We start from the raw sequence: 14,091 nt of genomic DNA, 5'->3' as shown, positions 1-14,091 counted from the left end.
GTCAAGAAAGCGTCAAGAGTTAGGTAAGGTAACGAAGTAGTTGCGCTGATAAAACCGATCAAACCGAGCCACTCGGAACACCAGGATCGGAAGTAGGAGAAGGGAACAGCCGCTGACTGTCCACCACCTCAACCAGCTCTTGCTCGTCTGCTCGCTCGTTCTGCTCGTCGCGGTGGCAGCGGTTCGGATCTCCTCGCGCAGCGGGCTCCCCAGCCTGCTCGTCTACCTGGGCATCGGCGTCGCCATGGGCCAGGACGGCATCGGCGACGTCCACTTCGACAGCGCCGAACTGACCCAGGTCATCGGGTACGCGGCCCTGGTCGTGATCCTCGCCGAAGGCGGTCTGGGCACGAAGTGGAAGGAGATCAAGCCGGGACTCCCGGCCGCCTCCTCACTGGCGATCGTCGGTGTCTCGGTGAGCGTCGGCGTCACGGCGACGGCTGCCCACTACCTGATCGGGCTGGAGTGGCGGCAGGCGCTCATCATCGGCGCGGTGGTGTCCTCCACGGACGCGGCGGCTGTTTTCTCGGTACTCCGGAAGGTGCCCCTCCCCTCGCGTGTGACGGGCATCCTGGAGGCCGAGTCGGGGTTCAACGACGCCCCGGTCGTCATCCTCGTCGTGGCGTTCTCCACGGCCGGTCCGGTGGACCACTGGTACCACCTGATCGGCGAGATAGCGCTGGAGCTGGCCATCGGGGCGGCCATCGGGCTCGCGGTGGGCTTCATGGGGGCGTACGGACTGCGGCATGTGGCGCTGCCCGCCTCCGGTCTCTATCCGATCGCCGTCATGGCGATCGCGGTCACCGCGTACGCGGCCGGGGCGCTGGCCCACGGCAGCGGCTTCCTCGCGGTGTATCTGGCGTCGATGGTGCTCGGCAACGCGAAGCTGCCGCACTGGCCCGCCACCCGCGGCTTCGCCGACGGGCTCGGCTGGATCGCGCAGATCGGCATGTTCGTGCTGCTCGGCCTGCTCGTCACCCCGCACGAGATGGGTGACGACATCTGGCCGGCGCTCGTCATCGGTCTGGTGCTGACCATGGTGGCGCGACCACTGAGTGTCGTGGTGGCCCTGCTGCCGTTCCGTATGCGCTGGCAGGAACAGGCCCTGATGTCCTGGGCCGGACTGCGCGGCGCCGTGCCCATCATCCTGGCGACGATCCCGATGGTGAGCGGCATCGAGGAAAGCCGTCGCATCTTCAACATCGTGTTCGTCCTTGTCGTCGTCTACACCCTCGTGCAGGGGCCGACGCTCCCCTGGCTCGCCCGGAAACTGGGGCTGTCCAAATCCGACTCGGAGACCGCCGACCTGGGGATCGAGTCGGCGCCCCTGGAGCGGCTGCGCGGGCATCTGCTGTCCGTCGCCATCCCGGACGGGTCGAAGATGCACGGCGTCGAGATCAACGAGCTGCGGCTGCCCGCGGGGGCCGCGGTCACGCTGGTCGTACGCGGAGGAGAATCGTTCGTTCCGCTTCCCACGACCGTGCTGCGGCGCGGCGACGAACTGCTCGTCGTGGCGACGGATCCCGTCCGGGACGCGGCCGAACGACGACTGCGGGCGGTCGGACAGGGCGGAAAGCTGGCGGACTGGCTGGGGACCGGTGGGGATCGCTGAGTGTGGGGTGGGGGCCTACGGAGGCTGGGCTTGGTGGGGGCCTGGCGAAGTCCGGCACGGCGCGTTGTGAAAGCCAGGCGGCGACTTCAAAGGTGCTGGTTTTCACAGGTCCGGCCTCCGTGGAGCCTGTATCATCAAGGCACACTTGATCGAACCAACTCTGCCTGACGCAGTGCTGGCGCGACCGTATGGCGACCGCGGTGCCCCTCTCGATGGGCGGCCCGGTATCTACCGCAGTTCCGCGCAAGAGGACAGCTCTCGGCGCCCCGCGCCCCGCCTTAGGGGCCGCGCTACCAGGCGGCAGAAAGGCACGGCCGTGGCATCCACGGTCACCCAGGGGACCGGCGGGACGCCGGATTCCACCGGAGGTCCGGCCTCCACAGGAACATCGGCCACCACCGGGACTTCGGTCCCCACCGGAACGTCGGTTTCCAAGCGCCCGGGGTACGGGCAGCTGCTGCGTACCCGTGGCGCCTGGACGTTCCTGCTTCCCGGCTTCGCCGCGCGCCAGCCGTTCGCGATGCTGACCATCTCCATCGTGCTGCTCGTGCAGCACACCACCGGCTCGTACGGGACCGCCGGCGCCGTCGCCGCCGTGACCGGTGTCGCCATGGCCCTGTTCGCACCCTTCACCGGCCGTCTCGCCGACCGGCACGGCCAGCGGGCCGTGCTGCTCCCCGGTGTCGTCGTCCACGCGCTGGCGGGCCTCTCCCTGACCGCGCTGGCCCTCGCGGACGCTCCCCTATGGGCCCTGTTCGCCGCCGCCGTGCCGACCGGCGCCTCGGTGCCGCAGGTCGGGCCCATGGTGCGGGCCCGCTGGGGCGCCAAGCTCCAGGGCTCGCCCCTCATGACGACCGCGGCGGCGTTCGAGTCCGTCACGGACGAGCTGACCTTCGTCTTCGGACCGCTCCTGGCGACCGCGCTGTGCACCGCCGTGGATCCGGCCGCGGGGCTGCTCACGGAAGCCGCGCTGACCTTGGTGGGCGGCCTTCTGTTCGCCGCCCAGCGGGGCTCCCAGCCGCCTGTCGGTGTCGAGACCGGCAGTGCCGGGGGCTCGGGGACCGGTGACGGCGGGCACGCGCGCGTGAAGCCCGTTTCCGCCCTGGGCGTCCCCGGTGTACGGGTGCTGATCGTGGCCTTCCTCGGCATCGGTGCCGTCTTCGGCGGCATGCAGGTCTCGCTGGCCGCGTTCAGCGAGTCGATCGGCGAGCCCGGCCTGAACGGCGTCCTGTACGGCACGTTCGCCGCGGGCAACATGCTCTCCGGCATCGTCTGCGGCGCGATCGCCTGGAAGGTGGCACCGCGGCGCCGCCTCCTCATCGGGTACGCGGCCCTGGCGCTGACCGCCTCCGGGCTGTGGGCGGCCCAGTCCGTGATCGTCCTCGCCGGGACCGGTCTCGTCGTCGGCATGTGCATCGCGCCCGCCCTGATCACCGGCTACACCCTGGTCGAGGGGCTGGTGCCGGTGGGCGCCCGAACGGAGGCCTTCACCTGGCTGACCGGCGCGGTCGCACTCGGCCAGGCGGCCGCGGTCATGATCGCCGGACAGCTGGAGGACCGCCTCTGGGACGGAGCCGGTTTCCTGGTCCCGATGGGCGGCACACTGCTCGCTCTGGCCACCCTGGTGGCCCTGCGTTCGCGGCTCGCTCCGCCGACCGTGAGCCGTACCGTCGCACGTGGCGTGGGTCACCGCGTGCCGGTGTCAGTGGACTGATCCCGAGGAATAGGTCAGTATGGACCGTCGTTAGCACTCACTGAGTGAGAGTGCCAGGAGGAAGACACAGTGCCGACCTACCAGTACCAGTGCACCGAGTGCGGCGAAGGCCTTGAGGCGGTGCAGAAGTTCACCGATGACGCCCTGACCGTGTGCCCCAACTGCAGTGGCCGCCTGAAGAAGGTGTATTCCGCAGTAGGCATCGTCTTCAAGGGCTCCGGTTTCTACCGCAACGACAGCCGCGGCTCGTCGTCGAGCAGCAGCCCTGCTTCGGCGTCGAAGTCCTCGGGGTCGTCGTCCGACTCGAAGCCGTCCGGTTCGTCGGACTCCAAGTCTTCGTCGTCGTCCTCGGATTCGAAGTCGTCGTCGTCGAAGTCGTCGTCCACGAGTTCGTCCTCCGGCAGCAACGCCGCCTGACGCGTTCTCGCGCCTTTTCTTACGAAGACCCTGTCGTCGCGCTTCACGCGCACGGCGGGGTCTTCGGCGTTTTCCGGCTCCCTCAGGGCCCGGTTAGGGTGCCGGTCATGGCGAACACGGAGAACGTCGAGATCGGCGTCATCGGCGGGTCGGGTTTCTATTCGTTCCTCGACGACGTGACCGAGATACAGGTGGACACCCCCTACGGGCCGCCCAGCGACTCCCTCTTCCTCGGCGAGATCGCCGGACGACGGGTCGCCTTCCTCCCCCGCCACGGGCGTGGGCATCATCTGCCGCCGCATCGCATCAACTACCGGGCCAATCTGTGGGCGCTGCGTTCCGTCGGCGCGCGGCAGGTGCTCGGGCCGTGTGCCGTGGGCGGGCTGCGGCCCGAGTACGGGCCCGGGACGCTGCTCGTGCCGGACCAGTTCGTGGACCGTACGCAGTCCCGGGCGCAGTCGTTCTTCGACGGGGTGCCGTTGCACGACGGCGGCACGCCGAACGTGGTGCATGTGTCGCTGGCCGACCCCTACTGCCCTGCCGGGCGCGAGGTCGCGCTCGCGGCGGCGCGGGGGCGGGAGTGGGAGGCGGTGGACGGCGGGACGCTCGTCGTGATCGAGGGGCCGCGGTTCTCGACCCGGGCGGAGTCTCTCTGGTACCGGGCGCAGGGGTGGTCCGTGGTGGGTATGACCGGGCATCCGGAGGCGGCGCTCGCTCGTGAACTGGAGCTCTGCTACACGTCGATGACGCTGGTCACCGACCTCGATGCGGGGGCCGCGGCGGGAGAAGGTGTCTCGCACGACGAGGTGCTGAAGGTGTTCGCCGCGAATGTGGGGCGGTTGCGGGGGGTTCTGTTCGACGCGGTTGCGGGGTTGCCCGACGGGGGTGCGCGGGATTGTCTGTGTGCTTCCGCGTTGGGTGGGATGGATCCGGGGATTGCATTGCCGTAGGCGCGTTGGGGCTGCTCGGGTGCGTTGCTGGGGATGCGCTGGGGTGGGAGCGGGCCGTGCCGGTACGTCGAGTCCGCCGCCCCCGTGCATACGGCTCCGGCTTGGAACGTCCGACTTTTTTGCGGGAGCCCTACGCGGCGGACTTTCGACGTACCGGCACGGCCCGCTCCCGGGCGCCATCGTCGGGTGCGGGTCACGGCGGCCTTCGCCGCGGCCGTCGGGGGTGGAAGGTCTCCTTCGGGTGGTGGGGTTTTCCACAAGTGGGGGATTGTCCACGGAGGTCGGCAGGATTTTCGGTGAGGCCGCAGTCTGGGGGCGAAAGCGATCTCCGACCCGCAGGCGGTGGTACTCGTGGCCCAGTTGTCCTCCTTTCCGCGTCCGTTGGACACGGACGTTCCCGGTACGTGTCAGGTGCCGCACTTCGCTCCTGTACGGGTGCGGGGTGGGCGGTATCAGCTTCTGCGGCTGGTTCGGTGCCGGAGACGGGCTCTGGCCGCGGGGCTGGTCCTGACCGCGGCGGCCCTTGTCGCGGCCGGGCCGCGGGAGGTGGTGGCGCGGGGTGCGGGGCCGCCCCGGCCGGTCGTCGATTCCGTGCCGGAGCGGCGGCCGGTCGAGATGGTGACGGCACCCGTGCGGATCGCCGACGGGGCGACCGTGCGGCTGCTCAGGCCCGGTGACCGGGTGGACGTGGTCGCGGCCGAGCAGGCGGGGGCGGGTGACGCTCGGGTGGTGGCCCGTGGGGTGCGGGTGACGAAGGTCCCGGAGTCCCTGGACAGTGTGGCCGAGGGTGGGGCGCTGGTCGTGCTGTCCGTGCCCAGAAGGACTGCCGCACGGCTGGCCGGGGCAGGCGTGACCTCGCGACTGGCGGTGACCTTGTGCTGAGCATGATCAGGCGAGTGGTGGTCTGGCTGTCAAGTCGCTCGTTGGAGGTATGGAATTGGACAGGGGCGCCGCACCCTGACGTAGGTTGCGGAGCTGTTCGTTCCACAATCTGTGCAACTGAGAAGGGTCCCCCTGGTGAGCGAGAAGAAGAAGGACCCGAGCATCCTGGACGGCTTCAAGGCTTTCCTGATGCGCGGGAACGTCGTCGACCTGGCTGTCGCGGTGGTCATCGGCGCCGCCTTCACCAACATCGTCAACTCCGTGGTGAAGGGCGTGATCAACCCGCTGGTCGGCGCCTTCGGCACCAAGGATCTGGACAAGTACAGCTCGTGCCTGAAGTCCCCCTGCGACTTCGACGAGGCGACGGGGACCGCGACCAGCGGTATCCCCATCATGTGGGGCACCGTCCTCAGCGCGACGCTGACCTTCGTGATCACCGCCGCCGTCGTGTACTTCCTGATGGTGCTGCCGATGTCGAAGTACCTGGCCCGGCAGGCGGCCCGCCAGAAGGCGCGGGAGAACACGCAGGAGGTGATCGAGGTCACCGAGCTGGCTGTTCTGAAGGAGATCCGCGACGCTCTGGTGGCCCAGCGCGGCTCCGGGCACAGCGACAGCGAGCGGTAGGGGCGGGAGAGGGCAGCACCGGCAGGGTTTGCGGGGCGGACCTCCGGCGACCGGGCCGCGGGTGGGGTCAGATGTGGTGGGGCGGCTTCTCGTCCAGGAAGCGGGCCAGGTCCGCGGCGCTGTCACCGGACGGCCTCTCGCCCCACCCGCGGTCCGTGTCGTCCTCGGACGGCCGGCTCAGCGGGTCGTCGAAGACCAGCGCGGCCTTGGGCTCACGCGGTTCCGGGGTGGGCGTTGCGGCTTCGCTCATACCTTCAGGGTACGCGCAGGCGAGCGTACGGCCGGGCGTCCGCCGAGGTCTCCACCGCGGGCGGGGTCGGGGCCGACACTGGGCCCATGACTGTTGACGCTCTGACCGATGTGACCGGGCTGCGTGTGGGGCATGCCACGCGGGTCGGCGATGGCTGGCTCACCGGGACGACGGTCGTCCTGGCCCCGGAGGGTGGCGCGGTCGCCGCCGTGGACGTGCGCGGCGGCGGGCCCGGTACCAAGGAGACCGACGCGCTCGACCCGCGCAACGTGGTGCGCACGGTCGAGGCGGTCGTGCTCACCGGCGGCAGCGCGTTCGGGCTGGACTCCGCGACGGGTGTGATGGCCTGGCTGGAGGAGCGGGGGCGCGGGGTGCGGGTCGGCCCCGCTCCGCACCATGTCGTGCCGGTCGTGCCGGCGGCCTGCGTCTTCGACCTGGGCCGGGGCGGCGACTTCCGGGCCCGGCCGGACGCGGCGACGGGCCGCGAGGCGGTGGAGGCCGCGGCGGCGAGCGAGCCGGGCGCGCCCGTACGGGAGGGGTGTGTGGGCGCCGGGACCGGGGCGGCCGTCGGAATGATGAAGGGCGGGGTCGGCACGGCGAGTGCCGTTCTCGAATCGGGGATCACGGTGGCGGCGCTCGTCGTGGCCAACGCGGCGGGCTCGGTGCTGGAGCCGGAGAAGGGGGCGCTGTACGGGGAGTTGGTGCAGGGGCAGCTGGACTGTCCGGCCGCGGAGGTCCACCGGGCGGCGGGGATGCGGCTGGCGGCGGCCGCGGCGAAGAACTCGGTTCCTCCGCTGAACACCACGCTGGCGGTGGTCGCCACCGACGCCGACCTGTCGAAGGCACAGGCCCAGAAGATGGCGGGCACGGCACACGACGGCATCGCGCGAGCCGTCCGGCCGGTGCACCTGCTGAACGACGGGGACACGGTGTTCGCCCTGGCCACGGGCGCACACCCACTCGCCGCCGAGGACCCCCTCGCCCTGAACGACATCCTCGCCGCGGGCGCGGACCTGGTGACACGCGCGATCGTGAGGGCGGTACGAGCCGCCGAGTCGGTGGAGGGCCCGGGCGGAGTGTGGCTGTCGCATGGGGAGTTGTACGGGAGGGGGTAGGGGAGGGGGTGCCCCCCGGGGGGGGCGGGACAATTCCCGGAGGGGCAAGTGGGGTTGTCGGGGACGGGATTGTCCCGGGTCTGTCACGTGCTGGTGTCAGGGGCGAAGGGTGGGAACCCGGGCGGTCGGAGTTGCGCTCCTTGTTCATGGATCTTCTGTCCATGGACCGGATCGACCGACCGTCCCGCACCACGAGAACCTGGAGCAGCCCGTGACAACGCCCGACTCGACAGCGAGGCGCACGCTGGTGGCCTGTGCCGCCCTGATGGTCGGCGCCCTGACTCTCACCTCTTGCAGTGGCGACGCCAAGGCCGACAACAAGCCCGGTGGGTCCAAGTCCTCCGGGGCGCGGATAACCATCTCCGCGAAGGACGGTTCGGCCGGGGCGTCGATCAACTCGACCGGTGTGAAGGTCAGCGACGGGAAGCTGACCGAGGTGAGGATGACCGAGTCGGCGACCGGAGCCGACGTACCGGGGTCGGTCGCGGGGGACGGGAAGAGCTGGAAGCCCGGGAAGCGGCTGGAGCGGGGGACGAAGTACCGGATATCGGCCACCGCCGAGGGTGAGAACGGGAAGACCGCGGCGGCCGATTCGACTTTCACCACCGTCTCCCCTGACAACAGCTTCATCGGGACGTACACGCCCGACGGCGGGGCGAAGGTCGGGGTCGGGATGCCGGTGTCCTTCACCTTCGACAAGGCGATCACCGACAAGAAGGACGTCGAGTCGCACATCAAGGTCACGTCCAGCAGCGGGCAGAAGGTGGTCGGGCACTGGTTCGGGGCGCAGCGGCTGGACTTCCGGCCCAAGGACTACTGGAAGGCCGGTTCCAAGGTCACGACCAAGGTGGACCTGGACGGGGTCGAGGGCGCGAACGGCGTCCACGGGGTGCAGGACAAGACGTTCAGCTTCACGGTGGGGCGTTCGCAGGTGTCCACCGTCGACGCCGACACGCAGACCATGAAGGTCGTGCGGGACGGCCGGACCCTGAGGACGGTCCCGATCTCGGCGGGCAGCCCGGACAACAGCACGTACAACGGGCAGATGGTGATCGCCGAGAAGTTCCGGCAGACGCGGATGAACGGCTCCACGGTCGGCTACGGCGGTGAGTACGACATCGCGGACGTGCCGAACGCGATGCGGCTGACCACGTCGGGGACCTTCATCCACGGCAACTACTGGTACGACAAGGGCAACCCGCCGTTCGGGAAGCAGGGCACCAGCCACGGCTGCGTCGGCCTCGCGGATGCGCAGGGCGCCGGGAGCGACACGAACGGCAAGTGGTTCTTCGACAACTCGCTCGTCGGGGACGTCGTGACCGTCAAGAACTCCCCCGACAAGACGGTCGCGCCGGAGAACGGCCTCAACGGCTGGAACATGGCATGGAGTGCATGGACCGCCGGAAGTGCCCTCTGACCTAAGGGTTTTGTGATTTTCGCGGGCCGCGCGGGAACTTCTCCCGCGGCCCCGGCGTTTTTCGTGTGTACGTTTTCTCGGTTCCCGGACATGATGTCCGACCGAGGGGCTACGGTATGCACCCACAAGGTGACATGCAGCAACGCCGGGAGAAGCCTTGAGCGTTCCGTACGAGACGGCAGCGTACGAGCCACCCGAGTCGCCCGAGTCTCCGGAGGAGCATCTCGCGCGACTCCTCGGTCGCGCCCTGAACTCCTTCGAGTTGCCGGACGACACGATAGGGCGGCTCGACCGGGCGCTGGCGCACGACAGTTCACTGCACTCCGCGCACCACAGCGCGGGACTGCACCGCGAGACGTATCGGCACACGTGGCTGCTGGCCGATGGGAGCGCGCTCACGCTCTGGGAGCTGGTCCACAACACCGCGCCGGGCCGCGACACGCAGCACGAGGTCTACGAGGACGCGGAAGAGCTGCGCACCGCGACCGCGCGTCTGCCGCTGCCCGTGGACACGCCCGACTTCGAACTGCCCCTGCTGGTGAGGCTGTCGGCCATTCCGGCACCGCTACACGCCTACGTCCCGGACGACTCGGCGGACCACGGCCGGCGGCTGCTGCGGCGCGCCGAGAACGCGGACCGGCCGGGCGAGGACATGGCCGAGCTGCTGCGCAGGGCGTTCGCGCACCAGATCACCCAGGCGTTCGGGCGGCCGGTCCGCACCGGCCGCAGGGGGCTGTGCTTCTCGCTGTACGAGCACGCGTTCCTGCTCCGGGACGGCCGTGAGCTGTCCCTGTGGGAGGTCGAGCACACGGCGACGCCCGACGGCCGGCACATGTGCGAGGTGTACGCGTCGGAGGAGGACGCCCGGGAGGCCATGGAGCGCCGGGCCGCCAACCTTCGCTGACGGAGAACCGAGAGAGCCGGCAGGCAGCCGACGGACAGTCGGCGGACAGTCGGCGGACAGTCGGCGGACATATGTGCAGCACATGGCCGTGGCCCGGGAGTTCGCCCCGGGCCACGGCCGTGTGCTGGTTCTGCGGCCGGGTGTCTACGCCGCCACCGGCTCCTTCTGCTGCGGCGCCGTGGTGGCCTCGGCGGACGCCTTCTTACCGCCGTCGGGGGCCTGCTTGCGCATGCCCTTCAGGGCGATGACCAGGCCGGCCGTGACCGCCGTGCCGGCGGCGATGGCCAGCAGGTAGAGGAACGGGCTGCCGATCAGGAAGGTGACCCAGATGCCGCCGTGCGGGGCGCGCAGGGTCGAGCCGAACGCCATGGTCAGGGCGCCGGTGACCGCGCCGCCCGCCATCGAGGCCGGGATGACCCGCAGCGGGTCGGCGGCCGCGAACGGGATGGCGCCCTCGGAGATGAAGGACGCGCCCAGGACCCAGGCGGCCTTGCCGTTCTCCTGCTCGGCCGGGGTGAAGAGCCTCTTGCGGATCGTGGTCGCCAGCGCCATGCCGAGCGGCGGGACCATGCCCGCCGCCATCACGGCCGCCATGATCTTCATCGCGGAGTCGCTGGGGTCCTGCACGGCGATCCCGGCCGTGGCGAAGGCGTACGCGACCTTGTTGACCGGGCCGCCCAGGTCGAAGCACATCATCAGGCCGAGCAGGACGCCGAGCAGCACCGCGTTCGTGCCGGAGAGGCCGCCGAGCCAGTCCGTCATCGCTTTCTGTGCCTCGGCGATGGGCTTGCCGATCACGATCAGCATCAGGAAGCCGACGACGATGGACGAGATCAGCGGGATCACGACCACCGGCATGATGCCGCGCAGCACCGGGGGGATCTTGATCCGCTGGATGGCGAGGACCACCGCGCCGGCCAGCAGACCGGCGGCCAGACCGCCGAGGAAACCGGCGTTGATGTTGGCCGAGATCATGCCGCCGACGAAGCCCGGCACGAGGCCCGGCCGGTCGGCCATTCCGTAGGCGATGTAGCCGGCGAGGACGGGGATCAGGAAGCCGAAGGCGACGCCGCCGATCTGGAACAGCAGCGCGCCCCAGCTGTCGATCTGGCCCCAGTGAAAGACCTCGGTGACGGGCTTGGCCTCGTTGATCTGGTAGCCGCCGATCGCGAATCCGAGCGCGATCAGCAGACCGCCCGCGGCGACGAAGGGGACCATGTAACTGACGCCGGTCATGAGCCACTTGCGGAGCTTGGTGCCATAGCCGTCGCCGGGGTCGCCCGCGCGGTCCACCGGGGTGCCGCCGGGTCGGGCGGCCGAGGTGGACTCGCCGCGCTCGGCCCTGCCGCGTACGTCGGCGATCAGCTCGGCGGGCTTGTTGATGCCCGCCTTCACTCCGACGTCCACGGTGGGCTTCCCGGCGAACCGGTCCTTCTCCCGTACGGGCACGTCGTGGGCGAAGATCACGCCGTCCGCGGCGGCGATGACTGCGGGGTCGAGCCGGGTGAAGCCGGCCGATCCCTGCGTCTCGACGACGATCTCGACGTCACCGGCCTCGCGGCCCGCCTTCTCCAGCGACTCGGCCGCCATGTAGGTGTGCGCGATGCCGGTGGGGCAGGAGGTGACGGCGACGATCCGGAACGGCTGCCGGGCGCGGCCCTCGGCCGCGGGTTCGGCCCCGGCCGGAGTCGCCGCGGCCGACGGGACCGACGTGTCCGATGGGTCCGATGGGTCCGACGCCGGTTCGGCCGGAGCGTCGGCGGCGGGCTCCGCGGCTGCCGCGGGTTCGGGCTCGGTGCCCGCCTCGGCGGGCTCGTCCCCGCGGATGAGCGCCGCCGCCGACTCCGCGTCGTCCGCCGACCGCAGCGCGGTCGTGAACTCGGCGTTCATCAACTGGCGGGCCAGCGACGACAGGATCGTGAGGTGGGCGTCGTCCGCACCGGCCGGAGCGGCGATCAGGAAGATCAGGTCGGCGGGGCCGTCCGGTGCGCCGAAGTCGACCCCGGCCGCGCTGCGTCCGAAGGCCAGGGTGGGCTCGGTGACGTGCTCGCTGCGGCAGTGCGGGATGCCGATGCCGCCGTCGAGGCCGGTCGGCATCTGGGCCTCGCGGGCGGCGACGTCGGCGAGGAATCCGTCCAGGTCGGTCACCCGCCCCAGAGAGACCATGCGCTCGGCGAGGGCACGCGCCGCCGCTTCCTTCGTATCGGCGGACAGGTCGAGATCGACCAGTTCCGCGGTGATCATCTCGCTCATCGCGGGCTCCTTCGCTCGCGTATCGCCCGGGGAGAGTGGTGGGCGCGGGTGGGGATGGGGACGGGGGTTGCTTCAGTTGCCTCAGCCACTGCGGCTGTTGCGACTGTTGCGGGGTGGGCTGCACGGGATCCGTGGGCCACGTGGGCCGCGTGGGCCGCCCGGACGACGTGGGTGGTCATGACGCCGGCTCCGTCAGTACGCGGTCGACCGGGATCTGAGCGGTGACCGTCACCGCGCCCGGGTCGAGGTTCGCGGGGCTCGGCATCACGCTGCCCGGCAGCTGCACGGCCGCCGCTCCGTGCGCGACTGCGGAGGCGAGCGCGCCGGGCCCGCTGCCGCCGGCGATGAGGAAACCGGCGAGGGAGGAGTCGCCGGCGCCCACATTGCTGCGTACGACGTCGACGCGGGCGCTCGCGAACCACGCGCCCTCCTCGCTGACGAGCAGTTGCCCGTCGGCGCCGAGGGAGGCGAGTACGGCCCGCGCGCCCAGTTCGCGCAGTTCTTCGGCGGCCTTGACGGCGTCGCCGACCGTGGCGAGCGGGCGGCCGACCGCCTCGGCGAGTTCCTCGACGTTCGGCTTGACGACGTCGGGCCCCTCGCGCAGGGCCGCGAGCAGTGCCGGTCCCGAGGTGTCCAGGGCGATGCGGACGCCCGCCCGGTGGGCTCGGGCGACCAGTTCCGCGTACCAGGAGGGTGCGAGGCCGCGGGGCAGGCTGCCGCAGCAGGCGATCCAGTCGGCGTCGCGGGACTGCTCGCGTACTGCCTCCAGGAGCGACTCCTGCTCGGCGGAGGTGAGTTCGGGTCCGGGTGCGTTGATCTTCGTGAGGACGCCGTCCGCCTCGGCGAGCGCGATGTTCGACCGGGTCGCCCCGGCGACGGGGACCGGTGCGACCTCGATGCCCTGGGCGTCGAGCAGGTCGGCGACGAGTGCGCCGGGGGCGCCGCCGAGCGGCAGGACCGCGACGGTACGGCGGCCGGCCGCGGCGACGGCCCGCGAGACGTTGACGCCCTTGCCGCCCGGGTCCATGCGCTCGCCGCTGGCCCGGATGACCTCACCGCGGTCGAGCGAGGGCACCTCGTACGTGCGGTCCAGGGACGGGTTCGGGGTGACGGTGAGGATCATGCGCACTCGTTTCTAGACACAGAGCACTTCCGTGCCGCCGCGCTCGATGGCGGTGGCGTCTTCGGGGCTCAGCCCGCTGTCGGTGATCAGGAGGTCCACCTCGTCGAGGCCGCCGAAGCGCGCGAAGTGTTCCTGGCCGTGCTTGGCGGAGTCGGCGAGCAGCACCACGCGGCGGGCCGCGGCGAGGGCGGCGCGTTTCACGGCGGCTTCGGCGAGGTCGGGGGTGGTCAGGCCGTGTTCGGCGGAGAAGCCGTTCGCGGCGAGGAAGACCACGTCCGCGCGGATCTCGCCGTAGGCCCGCAGCGCCCAAGCGTCGACCGCCGCGCGCGTACGGTGCCGGACGCGGCCGCCGATGAGATGGAGCTGGACGCCGGGGTGGTCGGCGAGGCGGGCCGCGATGGGGAGGCTGTGCGTCACGACGGTGAGCGAGGCCTCCAGCGGGAGGGCGCCGGCGAGGCGGGCGACGGTCGTGCCCGCGTCGAGGATCATCGTGCCCTCTTCGGGCAGTTCGGCGAGGGCCGCCTTGGCGATGCGGTCCTTCTCGTCCGCGGCGGTGGTCTCGCGCTCGGCGAGGTCGGGCTCGAAGTCGAGCCGCCCGGCCGGTATGGCACCGCCGTGCACGCGGCGCAGGAGTCCCGCCCGGTCGAGTGCCTTCAGGTCCCGCCGGATGGTCTCGGCGGTGACCTGGAACTCCTCGGCCAGCGATACGACGTCCACGCGTCCACCGTCACGTGCGAGCCGGAGGATCTCCTGCTGCCGCTCAGGTGCGTACATGCCCGTTCGCCTCCACTCTCTGCCCGAACCTGTGGTTTCACTCGCAGGCTACGCCC

Annotated in this window: 13 protein-coding genes; 9 read left to right on the top strand and 4 right to left on the bottom strand. The window is 70.9% G+C overall.

Annotated features, from left to right (window positions below; translation table 11 throughout):
- The first annotated feature begins 85 nt into the window (after positions 1-85).
- The 6 genes from C6Y14_RS06525 to mscL all read left to right on the top strand — a co-directional run bounded on the left by C6Y14_RS06525 (position 86) and on the right by mscL (position 6,199).
- Entirely contained in the window at positions 86-1,612 is a 1,527-nt protein-coding gene (locus tag C6Y14_RS06525) for a potassium/proton antiporter (RefSeq protein WP_107015537.1), read from the top strand.
- A 454-nt stretch (positions 1,613-2,066) separates the two neighbouring features.
- Positions 2,067-3,326, top strand: a complete 1,260-nt coding sequence (locus C6Y14_RS06515) for an MFS transporter (RefSeq protein ID WP_225890962.1) — start codon at positions 2,067-2,069, stop codon at positions 3,324-3,326.
- A gap of 69 nt (positions 3,327-3,395) precedes the next feature.
- Positions 3,396-3,743: an FmdB family zinc ribbon protein gene (locus tag C6Y14_RS06510; RefSeq protein ID WP_107015535.1), complete on the top strand. Its 348-nt coding sequence runs from the start codon at positions 3,396-3,398 to the stop codon at positions 3,741-3,743.
- A 107-nt stretch (positions 3,744-3,850) separates the two neighbouring features.
- Positions 3,851-4,693 (top strand): S-methyl-5'-thioadenosine phosphorylase, encoded by an 843-nt coding sequence (locus C6Y14_RS06505; RefSeq protein ID WP_107015534.1) that lies wholly within the window; start codon positions 3,851-3,853, stop codon positions 4,691-4,693.
- Positions 4,694-5,035: 342 nt separating this feature from the next.
- A complete protein-coding gene (locus tag C6Y14_RS06500; protein WP_404828721.1) occupies positions 5,036-5,575 on the top strand; it encodes a hypothetical protein in 540 nt (179 codons plus the stop codon).
- A gap of 135 nt (positions 5,576-5,710) precedes the next feature.
- Positions 5,711-6,199, top strand: a complete 489-nt coding sequence (gene mscL / locus C6Y14_RS06495) for a large conductance mechanosensitive channel protein MscL (RefSeq protein WP_107015532.1) — start codon at positions 5,711-5,713, stop codon at positions 6,197-6,199.
- Between the two features lie 67 nt (positions 6,200-6,266).
- Here mscL and C6Y14_RS06490 read toward each other — a convergent pair whose 3' ends face one another.
- A complete protein-coding gene (locus C6Y14_RS06490) occupies positions 6,267-6,449 on the bottom strand; it encodes a hypothetical protein (RefSeq protein ID WP_107015531.1) in 183 nt (60 codons plus the stop codon).
- 86 nt (positions 6,450-6,535) lie between these two features.
- Between C6Y14_RS06490 and C6Y14_RS06485 the strand changes: the two genes are divergently transcribed.
- The 3 genes from C6Y14_RS06485 (at position 6,536) to C6Y14_RS06475 (ending at position 9,885) form a co-directional block, all read left to right on the top strand.
- Positions 6,536-7,564 carry a P1 family peptidase gene (locus C6Y14_RS06485; protein ID WP_107015530.1) on the top strand — a complete coding sequence of 343 codons (1,029 nt, stop codon included), beginning with the start codon at positions 6,536-6,538 and terminating at the stop codon, positions 7,562-7,564.
- Between the two features lie 211 nt (positions 7,565-7,775).
- Positions 7,776-8,981: a L,D-transpeptidase gene (locus C6Y14_RS06480; RefSeq protein ID WP_107015529.1), complete on the top strand. Its 1,206-nt coding sequence runs from the start codon at positions 7,776-7,778 to the stop codon at positions 8,979-8,981.
- 157 nt (positions 8,982-9,138) lie between these two features.
- Positions 9,139-9,885 (top strand): DUF6227 family protein, encoded by a 747-nt coding sequence (locus C6Y14_RS06475; RefSeq protein ID WP_107015528.1) that lies wholly within the window; start codon positions 9,139-9,141, stop codon positions 9,883-9,885.
- A 144-nt stretch (positions 9,886-10,029) separates the two neighbouring features.
- Here C6Y14_RS06475 and C6Y14_RS06470 read toward each other — a convergent pair whose 3' ends face one another.
- The 3 genes from C6Y14_RS06470 to C6Y14_RS06460 all read right to left on the bottom strand — a co-directional run bounded on the left by C6Y14_RS06470 (position 10,030) and on the right by C6Y14_RS06460 (position 14,035).
- Positions 10,030-12,138 carry a PTS fructose transporter subunit IIABC gene (locus tag C6Y14_RS06470; protein WP_107015527.1) on the bottom strand — a complete coding sequence of 703 codons (2,109 nt, stop codon included), beginning with the start codon at positions 12,136-12,138 and terminating at the stop codon, positions 10,030-10,032.
- Between the two features lie 175 nt (positions 12,139-12,313).
- Positions 12,314-13,261 (bottom strand): 1-phosphofructokinase, encoded by a 948-nt coding sequence (gene pfkB, locus C6Y14_RS06465; protein WP_107015526.1) that lies wholly within the window; start codon positions 13,259-13,261, stop codon positions 12,314-12,316.
- A gap of 12 nt (positions 13,262-13,273) precedes the next feature.
- Positions 13,274-14,035 (bottom strand): DeoR/GlpR family DNA-binding transcription regulator, encoded by a 762-nt coding sequence (locus tag C6Y14_RS06460; RefSeq protein WP_107015525.1) that lies wholly within the window; start codon positions 14,033-14,035, stop codon positions 13,274-13,276.
- Between the last annotated feature and the right edge of the window lie 56 nt (positions 14,036-14,091).

The sequence above is a fragment of the Streptomyces dioscori genome (genome assembly GCF_003024195.1).
Classification (GTDB): domain Bacteria; phylum Actinomycetota; class Actinomycetes; order Streptomycetales; family Streptomycetaceae; genus Streptomyces; species Streptomyces dioscori.
The sequence above is the reverse complement of the archived record's forward strand: the minus strand, read 5'-3'. Positions and strand labels throughout refer to the sequence as shown.

What these genes read in the sequence shown, in the direction of transcription:
- C6Y14_RS06505 (WP_107015534.1), top strand. Translation starts at nt 3,851, where the DNA reads ATGGCGAACACGGAGAACGTCGAGATCGGCGTCATCGGCGGGTCGGGT.
- C6Y14_RS06490 (WP_107015531.1), bottom strand. Translation starts at nt 6,449, where the DNA reads ATGAGCGAAGCCGCAACGCCCACCCCGGAACCGCGTGAGCCCAAGGCC.
- C6Y14_RS06470 (WP_107015527.1), bottom strand. Translation starts at nt 12,138, where the DNA reads ATGAGCGAGATGATCACCGCGGAACTGGTCGATCTCGACCTGTCCGCC.
- C6Y14_RS06460 (WP_107015525.1), bottom strand. Translation starts at nt 14,035, where the DNA reads ATGTACGCACCTGAGCGGCAGCAGGAGATCCTCCGGCTCGCACGTGAC.
- C6Y14_RS06485 (WP_107015530.1), top strand. Translation starts at nt 6,536, where the DNA reads ATGACTGTTGACGCTCTGACCGATGTGACCGGGCTGCGTGTGGGGCAT.
- pfkB (WP_107015526.1), bottom strand. Translation starts at nt 13,261, where the DNA reads ATGATCCTCACCGTCACCCCGAACCCGTCCCTGGACCGCACGTACGAG.